This is a genomic window from Caulobacter sp. LjRoot300 (genome assembly GCF_964253875.1).
Classification (GTDB): Bacteria; Pseudomonadota; Alphaproteobacteria; order Caulobacterales; family Caulobacteraceae; genus Caulobacter.
Window position 1 is genome coordinate 1 of the sequence record NZ_CAXUSA020000016.1, and the last position, 9,234, is coordinate 9,234.

Annotated in this window: 7 protein-coding genes; 3 read left to right on the plus strand and 4 right to left on the minus strand. The window is 70.4% G+C overall.

The window, feature by feature from the left end; all coding sequences use genetic code 11:
* The 3 genes from ACSQ2G_RS23720 to ACSQ2G_RS23730 form a co-directional block, all read left to right on the plus strand.
* A partial coding sequence (locus tag ACSQ2G_RS23720) for an EF-Tu/IF-2/RF-3 family GTPase (RefSeq protein ID WP_436034826.1) occupies positions 1 to 613 on the plus strand: 613 nt, incomplete at its 5' end.
* Between the two features lie 182 nt (positions 614 to 795).
* A complete protein-coding gene (locus tag ACSQ2G_RS23725) occupies positions 796 to 1,878 on the plus strand; it encodes a serine hydrolase domain-containing protein (protein WP_436034827.1) in 1,083 nt (360 codons plus the stop codon).
* A 59-nt stretch (positions 1,879 to 1,937) separates the two neighbouring features.
* Positions 1,938 to 2,423 carry a thermonuclease family protein gene (locus ACSQ2G_RS23730; RefSeq protein ID WP_436034828.1) on the plus strand — a complete coding sequence of 162 codons (486 nt, stop codon included), beginning with the start codon at positions 1,938 to 1,940 and terminating at the stop codon, positions 2,421 to 2,423.
* 200 nt (positions 2,424 to 2,623) lie between these two features.
* On the opposite strand, the gene ACSQ2G_RS23735 is transcribed toward ACSQ2G_RS23730, so the two are convergent.
* From ACSQ2G_RS23735 to ACSQ2G_RS23750, 4 genes are read right to left on the minus strand one after another with little or no spacing between them, the layout of a single operon-like run.
* Positions 2,624 to 5,761 carry an efflux RND transporter permease subunit gene (locus ACSQ2G_RS23735; RefSeq protein WP_436034829.1) on the minus strand — a complete coding sequence of 1,046 codons (3,138 nt, stop codon included), beginning with the start codon at positions 5,759 to 5,761 and terminating at the stop codon, positions 2,624 to 2,626.
* Positions 5,761 to 6,840, minus strand: a complete 1,080-nt coding sequence (locus tag ACSQ2G_RS23740; protein WP_436034830.1) for an efflux RND transporter periplasmic adaptor subunit — start codon at positions 6,838 to 6,840, stop codon at positions 5,761 to 5,763. The genes ACSQ2G_RS23735 and ACSQ2G_RS23740 overlap by 1 nt, the downstream gene beginning before the upstream one ends.
* Positions 6,837 to 8,339, minus strand: coding sequence for an efflux transporter outer membrane subunit (locus ACSQ2G_RS23745; RefSeq protein WP_436034832.1), 1,503 nt, complete (start codon positions 8,337 to 8,339; stop codon positions 6,837 to 6,839). Before ACSQ2G_RS23745 ends, ACSQ2G_RS23740 begins: the two co-directional genes overlap by 4 nt.
* 59 nt (positions 8,340 to 8,398) lie before the next feature.
* Complete coding sequence (locus ACSQ2G_RS23750) at positions 8,399 to 8,818, minus strand: MarR family winged helix-turn-helix transcriptional regulator (protein WP_436034831.1); 420 nt, start codon at positions 8,816 to 8,818, stop codon at positions 8,399 to 8,401.
* Positions 8,819 to 9,234: the final 416 nt, after the last annotated feature.

The window sequence follows — 9,234 nt, forward strand, 5'->3', positions numbered from 1 at the left end:
ACTGATGCAGACGGTCGACACCTACATCCCGCAGCCCGACCGTCCGGTCGACCTGCCGTTCCTGATGCCGGTCGAAGACGTGTTCTCGATCTCGGGCCGCGGCACCGTGGTCACGGGCCGGGTCGAGCGCGGCATCGTCAAGGTCGGCGAGGAAGTCGAGATCGTCGGCATCCGTCCGGTCCAGAAGACCACCTGCACGGGCGTGGAAATGTTCCGCAAGCTGCTGGACCAGGGTCAAGCGGGCGACAACGTCGGCGTGCTGCTGCGCGGCACCAAGCGCGAAGACGTCGAGCGTGGCCAGGTGCTGTGCAAGCCGGGTTCGATCACCCCGCACACCAAGTTCGTGGCCGAGGCCTACATCCTGACCAAGGAAGAAGGCGGCCGTCACACCCCGTTCTTCACCAACTACCGCCCGCAGTTCTACTTCCGCACGACGGACGTCACCGGGATCATCAAGCTGCGCGAAGGCGTGGAAATGATCATGCCGGGCGACAACGCCGAGCTGGACGTCGAGCTGATCACCCCGATCGCCATGGAAGAGAAGCTGCGCTTCGCCATCCGTGAAGGCGGCCGCACCGTCGGCGCCGGCGTCGTCGCGAAGATCGTCGAGTAGTTCTCGAACGATCTAGCTTCGGCTGAGACTAGCGAAGGCCTCGGAGAGCGATCTCCGGGGCCTTTTGCTTTGGGGGCTGGAGGGGGCAGGTCCCCGGCATTACCACACCTTAAGGTGACCCCATCGGCGCCAGCCCGTAGCCTGCTCGTGGCCTCGACCGGAGGCTTGCGGGCGGACCTTCCATGCTGCATCGACGCGACCTCTTGCTGGCCGGCGCCGGTCTGGCCCTGGCGCCCGGCGCGGCCCTGGCCGCCAAGCCCCTGGGCACCGCCAACCTGATCGTCGACGCCTTCGTCAAAGACCAGGGCTTCAACGGCGTGGTGATGCTGGGCAAGGCCGGTAAGCCGACCTATGCCCGAGCGTTCGGCATGGCCGACCTCGAGGCGGCGCGGCCGGCGACCGTGGACACGGTCTATGGGGTCGCCTCGATCTCCAAATGGCTGACCTCGACCACGGTGCTGAAGCTGGTCGAGGCCGGCAAACTGTCGCTGGACGCGCCGATCACTACCTGGCTGGCCGACTATCGCAAGGACACCGGCGCCAAGGTCACCCTGCGCCGGCTGCTGTCCAATTCCAGCGGCGTGCCCAATGGCTTCACCGCCGCCGCCAAGGCCGATCCCGGCGTGCTGACCCGCGACCTGCCGGCCGCCGAGGCGGTCAGGCGATATTGCCAGGGCGACCTGGCCTTCGAGCCCGGCGCCCGTTTCGACTACGCGATGACCAACTGGATCATGGTTGTGGCGGCGATCGAGGCGGTGACCGGCCAACCCTACCAGGACGCCATGCGGGCGATCACCCTGGACCCGCTGGGCCTGAAGACCACCGACGCCAGCCAGGCGACGGCGACCTCGCCGCGCCTGGCGGCCGGCTACGCCAGCGTCGCCCCGCCCGTCCGGCGGCCCAATACGCGCCTGTCGTTCACCAATGCCGGCGGCGGTTACTTCAGCACGGCCTCGGACCTGCTGAAGGCCGCGCACCAGATCTTCGACACCAACTTCCTGGCCCCGGTTTCGCAAACGGCGCTGCGAACCATCGAGGTCGCCAGCGACAGCTACGCCCTAGGCGGGCGCATCCGCACCCTGTGGGTGGACGGCAAGCCCTATCCGGCCGGCTGGGAGACGGGCAACACCGCCGGCTACCGTTCGGTGCTGGGCCACCGCTTCGACGCCCGGACCAGCGTGGTGATCCTCAACAACACCAGCCTGTCGCAGAAGACCCTGGACCTGTTCGCCGACCAGCTGTTCGGCGCGGTCACACCGGCCTAGGCCGGTTCCCGCTCCAGCGAGAACACGTTATCCTGAGCGCGAAATCGAGGGGTGACCTGTTGATCCGCACCAAGCTCATCATCATGGCCCTGGCGGCCGCCACCCTCGCGGCCTGCCAGCGCACGCCCGACCCGCCGGCGTCCATCAGCCCGCCGCCGGGCCTGGGCGACCGCGTGCGGGTGCTGAGCGCCGACGCCATGGTGATCGACGGCCAGCACGTGCGCCTGGCCAACGCCTACGCCCCGCAGGGCATCCCCGACGCCCGCTGCTGGGCCGAGGCCACCGCGGCCCAGACCACCCTGGCCTGGGTGCGGGCCAAGGTCAAAGACGCCCGCGACATCGCCATCGAGCCTGGGACGGGCTTCGACGAGTTCCACCGCCAGCTGGCGGTCGTCAAGCTGGACGGCGTCGACCTGGGCCAGGAGATGTACGAGAACGGCCTGGCCGCGCGCCGCACCGACGGCCCGAACGGCCGCTTCGCCTGGTGCGAGCCGATCAGCGGCAAGGCCCCCGGCGCGCCGACGGTCAATTCGTTGCTGGATTAGGGGGCTGAGCTCTTCGCCCGGCGAGCGGCCGGGACGATCGGTCAAGTTCCCGGCGCTGTCATCCCGGACAAGCGCGCAGCGCGCCGATCCGGGACCGACGCCTGAACTCGGCGCTTCCGGCGGTCCCGGATCTGCGCCCGGCTCGCGCCGGGCTTGTCCGGGATGACAACTCTTCTGGGACCTCTGACTGGGTCCAGCCCCTACAGCCGGTCCACCGGCGACAGCGTCGCCCCGTTCGCCTCGCGCGGGGTGGTCATGCGCGAGAGCTTGGGGGTCAGCCAGCGCTCGATGTCGTCGACGATCTCGTAGACCACCGGCACCAGCACCAGGGACAGCACGGTCGAGGTGATCAGGCCGCCGATCACCGCCACGGCCATCGGCTGGCGGAATTCCGAGCCGGTGCCGATGCCGAGCGCGGTGGGCAGCATGCCGGCCATCATCGCCAGGGTGGTCATGATGATCGGCCGGGCCCGCTCGTGACAGGCGTCGAGGATGGCGTCGCGCTGGCTCATGCCGGCCCGTTCCTGCTCGATCGCGTACTCGACCAGCAGGATCGAGTTCTTGGCCGCCAGGCCCATCAGCATCAGGAAGCCGATCAGCGACGGCATCGACAGCGACTGGGCGGTGACCAGCAGGGCGAAGAACGCCCCGCCGATCGCCAGCGGCAGGGCCGACAGGATGGTGATCGGCTTGAAGAAGCTGCGGAACAGCAGCACCAGCACGCCGAACACCAGGCCGACCGCCGAGAGCAGGGCCACGGCGAAGCCGGTGAACAGCTCGACGAAGGCCTCCTGGTCGCCGGCCGTGGCCGGGCCGACGCCGGGCGGCAGGGCCTTCATGGTCGGCAGCTTGGCCACGTCGCTCATCGCCTGGCCCAGCTGGGCGCCGTTGGCCAGGTCGGCCTCGATGGTCACCTGCCGCTTGCGGGCGAAGCGGTCGATCTTGGCCGGACCGGCCTGGAACGACAGGTCGGCGACCGTGTCGAGCCGTGTCGTGCCGCCGCTGGCCGTGGGGATGCGCAGGGCGCCCAGGGCGTCGAGGTCGGCGCGGGTCTCGGCCGGCAGGCGCACGCGGATCGGGATCCGCCGCTCGCCCTGGGTCATCTTGGCGACGTTGGCGTCGATGTCGCCGACCGTGGCCACGCGGGCGATGGCGGCGATGTCGGCGGCGCTGACGCCCAGGCGGGCGGCCTCGTCGGGCTTGGGCCGGATGACGATCTCCGGGCCGCTGGGCGGGGAGGAGGGGCGCGGATCGGCCACCGTGGAGAGCTTCTGCATCTCCCGCTCGATGCGGGCGGCGGTGCGCTCCAGCAGCGGACCGTTGTCGGAGATCAGGATGGTCTGGACCTCGGACGTGCCCCAGTCCCCCAGCAGGTTCACGCGGGCGTCGGGAATGTCGTGCAGGTCGTTGCGCACCGCCTGCTTGATTTCGGTGACGGTCAGGTCGCGCTTGCCGTTCAGCACGATGGTGATGGTGGCGTCGCGCAGGTCCGCCCCGCTCTGGCCGCCCCAGCCGCTGCCGATGTTCGAGCCGACCTGGGCGAAGACATGGGCGGTCTCGGGACGCTTGCGGAACATGGCGGTCACCGACTGGACGGTGCGCTCCATGTCGGCCGTGGTCGCGCCGGGCGGCCCCTGGACCTTCAGGTAGTAGTAGTTGGCGTTGCCGGCCGGCTGGAAGGCCGTGGGGATGAACTTCACCAGGGCGAACGAGCCGATCAGGATCAGGGTGCCGATGACGATGCTGAGGAACCGGTGGTCCAGCGACCAGTCCAGCACGCCGCGATAGAAGCCCGTGAAGTCGCGGCGTGGGTGCGGGTCCTTGGACGGCTTGAGGAAATAGGCGGCCAGCAGCGGCGTCAGCAGGCGGGCGACCACCAGCGAGAACAGCACGGCCACGGCGACGGTCAGGCCGAATTCCTTGAAGAACTGGCCGGGCGTGCCGGGCATGTAGGACACCGGCACGAACACCGCCACGATGGTGAAGGTGGTGGCCACGACCGCCAGGCCGATGGCGTCGGCCCCTTCCATCGCCGCGTGGAACGGCCTCTGGCCGCGGGCCACGCGTTTTTCGATGTTCTCGATCTCGACCACGGCGTCGTCGACCAGGATGCCGATGACCAGGGTCAGGGCCAGCAGGGTCACGACGTTCAGCGAGAAGCCCATCACCGCCATGAAGGCGAAGGTGGGGATCAGCGACACGGGCATGGCGATGGCGGTGATCAGGGTGGCGCGCCATTCGCGCAGGAACAGGAACACCACCAGCGAGGCCAGCAGCATGCCTTCCAGCAGGGTGTGCTCGGTGGCCGCGAAGCTGGCGCGGGTCTCGTCGACGGTCGAGAAGATCTTCACGAAGGTCACGCCCGGCTGCTTGGCCTGCAGGGCGTCGACGGCTTTCTTGACGTTGTTCTCGACGGCGACGTCGCTGGAATCGCGGGTCTTCATCACCTGGAAGGCGACCACGGGCTTGCCGTCCAGCCGGGCGAAGCCGCGCTCCTCCTCCGCGCCCTGGCCGACCTGGGCCACGTCGGTCAGCTTGACGTAGCGGCCGCCGGCCACCGGGATGGTGATGGCGCGCAACTGCTCGACCGTGGTGGCCGCGCCCAGCACGCGCAGGGTCTGCTCGCGGCCGCCGATCTTGGCGCGGCCGCCGGGAGCGTCGACGCTGAAGCTGGCCAGGGCCTGGTTCAGCTGCGGGGCGGTGACGCCGAAGCTGGCCATGCGGTCGGGGTCGATGATGACGTTGATCTCGCGGTCGACGCCGCCGACCCGGGCCACCTGGGCCACGCCCTTCTCGCCCTGCAGGGCGCGGGTGACCGTGTCGTCGATGAACCACGACAGCTCGGTGGTGCTCATGTTCGGGGCCGAGACGGCGTAGGTGATGATCGGGGCGCTGGTGATCTCCAGGCGCTGGACGATCGGCTCGTCGACCTCGCGGGGCAGGATGGCCCGGGTCTGGTCGACCTTGGAGCGCACCTCGTCGGTGACCTTCTGCAGGTCCTCGCCGAGGTTGAACTCGATCGTGGTGGTCGAGGCGCCCTGGACCACCGACGAGCGGATGGTCTTGACGTTGGAGATGCTGGCCACCGCGTCCTCGATCGGGCGGGTGACCTGGGTCTCCATCTCGCCGGGCGCGGCGCCGCTCTGGGTGACCGTCACGGTCACGGCGGGGAACTCGACATTGGGGAACTGCTTGATGGGCAGGCCCATGTAGCAGCCGATGCCGGCGATGATCAGGGCGATGAACAGCACCGCGACGGGGATCGGGTTCTTGATCGCCCAGGCGGAGATGCGCAGTTCGCCGGTCTTGTGTTCGCCAGTCTTGTGTTCGGTAGCCATCAGCGCGCCGCCTGCTGGGTCGTGGCGGCGGGGCGGATCACGTCGCCGTCGGTGACGAACGAGGCGCCGCCCAGCACGACGCGGGTTCCGGCCGGCGGGCCCTGGACCAGCTGGGCCCAGCCGCCGCCCTTCTGGCCGATCTTCACCGGCGTCTGGTGGGCGCGGTTGTTGCTGTCGACGGTCATCACATAGAGGCCGTCGGCCTCGTAGCGAATGGCGGTTTCCGGGATGGCCGTCACCGCCGCGCCCGAGGCGCCGAAGGTGGCGCGGCCAAAGCCGCCGGGGCGCAGATCCGGGCGGACCGGCAGGCGCACGCGCACCCGGCCCAGGCGGCTGTTGCTGTCGACCCGCGGGCTGACCAGGCGCACCACGCCCGACACCGACTGGCCGCCGGGCAGGCTGACCTGGACCGGTTGGCCGGCGCGGACGCCGGCCAGATCGGCCTCGTTGACCTCGGCGTCCAGCTCGACCAGGCCGTCGCGGGCGATGGTGAACCAGGGCGTGGTCCCGCCGCCGGCGATCTGGCCCGGCTGGACGCCGCGCTGCAGGACCTGGCCGCTGACCGGGGCGGTGATGGTCATCCGCGAGACCCGGGTGCGCAGCTCGTTCAGCGCCGCCTCCTGGGCCTTGGCCTGGTAGCGGCGGGTCTCGATCTGCTCCTGGCTGAGCACGCCCTGGCCGTCCAGGCCGGCGACCCGCTTGGCCTCGGCCTGGGCCTGGGCGGTCAGGGCCGCCTGCTGCTCGACCTGGGCCCGCAGCAGGGTGGCGTCCAGCTGGGCCAGGGGCTGGCCGGCCCGCACCCAGTCGCCCTCGTCGGCATAGAGCCGGGCCACGCGGTAGCCGCTGAGCTCGGAGCCGACGGCGGCCTCCTCGCGCGAGACCAGCTGGCCCGAGGCCTCGACCCCGCCGCCCAGCGGCCGGGTCTCGACCGAGCCGACGCTGACGGCGCGGGCCTGGGCGGCGGCCGGGGCCTTCTCCGCGGGCTTGTCCTTCTTGTCGCCGCAGCCGGCCAGGCCGGTCGAGGCGATCAGGATCATGGCGGCGAGCGCGGTGCGGGTCGTCATGGGGGAGGGTCTCATTTCGAGGAAACTTGGGTCGGGGTCATGGACGTCGGCGACCAGCCGCCACCCAGCGCCTTGTAGGTCTGGACCGCGTGCAGCAGGGCGTCGGTCCGGGCGCCGGTCAGGGCCGAGCGCGAGGCGCGCCAGGACTGCTCGGCCTGCAGGGTGGTGGTCAGGTCGATCAGGCCCAGGCCGTAGCCCTTGCGGTTGGCCTCGTAGGCCCGCTGGGCCCGGGCCTCGCCGGCGGTCAGCAGGTCGACGCGGCGCTGGTCGGCGGCCAGTTGCAGCATGGCGTTCTCAGCCTCGCCATAGGCGGTCTGCACCGTCTTCTCCAGGGCGATGGCGGCCTGGCGGGTGCGGGCGTCCTGGGCGTCGATGTCGGCCAGCAGGGCCGGGATGTTCAGCACCGGGATCGAGACATTGGCGCCCAGGGTCCAGGTGGACGTGCTGGTCGAGCTCTTGCCGCTGCCGCCGCCGAAGCTGGGCGACACGCTCTTGGACAACCCCACGCCGGGCGTGATGTTGAAGGTCGGCAGCAGGGCCAGTTCGTTGACCTTGAGCGTCTTGGAGGCCGAGGCCAAGCGCGCCTGGGCCTCGCGCACGTCCGGTCGCCGGCCCAGCAGGTCGCCGGGGATGGTGGCCGGCGCGGGCGGGGCCAGGTCCAGCCTGGCGTCGACCGGCAGGGCGGCCAGTGGATCCACGCCGCGCCCGACCAGGATCAGCAGGCTGCGGCGGGCCGCGCCCAGCTGGGCCTCGAGATTGGCGGCGCGGGCCTGGGTGTCGGCCAGGTCGGCCTCGGCGCGGTCGGCCTCCGAGGTGGCGATCAGGCCGGCATTGGCCTTCTTGACCGCGAAATCGCGCAGGGAGGTGTTGATGCGCTCGGTCTGGCGGGCGTCGTCCAGCTGCACGGCCAGGCCGCGGGCCTCGAAATAGGACTGGGCGACGTTGGCGGCCAGCGAGGCGCGGGCGCCTTCATAGGCGAAGCGGGCGGCGGCGAAGTCGTTGTTGACCACGCCCAGCCCGGCGCGCTTGCGGCCGAACAGGTCCAGCTCCCAGCTGACGTCGAAATTGGCGTTGTAGCTGTCGCTGTCGCCGCCCCTGGTGAAGGGGATGCCGCCCGGCGGAACGGTCTGGCTGAGGATTTCCGTGTGCGTGCGGCCGGCGTTGCCGGTCAGGGGCGTGTTCGGGATCCAGATCTGGCGCACCTGGCCGCGGCGGACGGCGCGGGCTTCGTCCAGCACGGCGGCGGCGGTGCGGGCGTCGGGCGCTTTTTCCAGCGCCGTCTCGATCAGGCTGGTCAGCTGCGGATCGTTGAAGCTGGTCCACCAGCGGTCGAGGTCGGCCTGGGCCGCGCCGGCGGGCGCCTCGTAGGCGGCGGGCAGGCGGGTGTCGGGCGTCGGGCGCGGGGTGTTCACGCAGCCGGCCGCGGCCAGGCCCGCCAGGCCGAGGGCCAGGCCCAACGCCGGGGTCGAGGCCCCGGACCGGAATGGCCGAGGGCGCCTGCGCTCTCCGGTCATGATCTCACTCATCAACAATCACCTGCGGGCGCGACCGGGGGAGGGCGGTCGGGACTATTTCAACAATGGGGTGGAGGCGGCGAGGCCGTCGGAAGGCCGGCGACCGTGCCGTAGACCTCGACGACCTGGTCCAGAAAGCGTTCGATGACCTGGCGCTCGGCCGGCGACAGGTCGGCGATGACCCCGTCCAGCCCGTTCATCATCGGCGCCAGCTGCGTGAAGGCCCGATCGAGCGAGGCGGCCACCGGCACGACGCAGACCTTGCGCCGGTCGTTGGTCCGTCGCTCGCGGGCGACGTGGCCGGCCCGCTCCAGGCGGTCGACGATCTGGGTGGCGGCGGCCGTCGTCACCTTCAGATGCCCGGCCAGCTGGCCTGGCGTCATCGGTCCGTTGATCAGCAGGTGCTCCAGCGCCGCCATGTCGGTGACGTTCACGCCCAGGTTCTCGCCGATCTTGCGGCCGATCTGGCGCGTCAGCATCGAAATGGTCTTCAGGCGCTGGCCGATCGGATCGCGGGGCGTGTGCGATCCGCGCCAGGGTCCTTGTCCGGGTGGGGGATCGCTGTCCGTCATGGGCGCGATTCATATTGCTAAGGTATTTAATAGTCAAATCGCTTAATGATATGGGCAAGGCCCTCGCCGCGCCAGTCGCGCGCTCACTCGCCACGAGCCTCATCGCCCAACCCCAGAACCAAAGGCCGGCCACATCGCCAGCGACCGGCGTTCGTTCAATTGGGGGCGAGGGCGGTGGAATGAAAGGGCGGGACGTCATCGCAAATTTTCCTCCCGCCAGCGATTGAGGGCGCGAGCTTCAGGCGCCCGCGCTTCGGCCTTCCTGAGGATGACGAACCAGGTTCGGGCTTTGCGACATGGGCGCGGCGATTATTTCGCCGGCA

Coding starts and splice junctions, on each gene's coding strand:
- ACSQ2G_RS23725 (WP_436034827.1), top strand. CDS start 796: ATGCTGCATCGACGCGACCTCTTGCTGGCCGGCGCCGGTCTGGCCCTG.
- ACSQ2G_RS23735 (WP_436034829.1), bottom strand. CDS start 5,761: ATGGCTACCGAACACAAGACTGGCGAACACAAGACCGGCGAACTGCGC.
- ACSQ2G_RS23740 (WP_436034830.1), bottom strand. CDS start 6,840: ATGAGACCCTCCCCCATGACGACCCGCACCGCGCTCGCCGCCATGATC.
- ACSQ2G_RS23745 (WP_436034832.1), bottom strand. CDS start 8,339: ATGACCGGAGAGCGCAGGCGCCCTCGGCCATTCCGGTCCGGGGCCTCG.
- ACSQ2G_RS23750 (WP_436034831.1), bottom strand. CDS start 8,818: ATGCTGACGCGCCAGATCGGCCGCAAGATCGGCGAGAACCTGGGCGTG.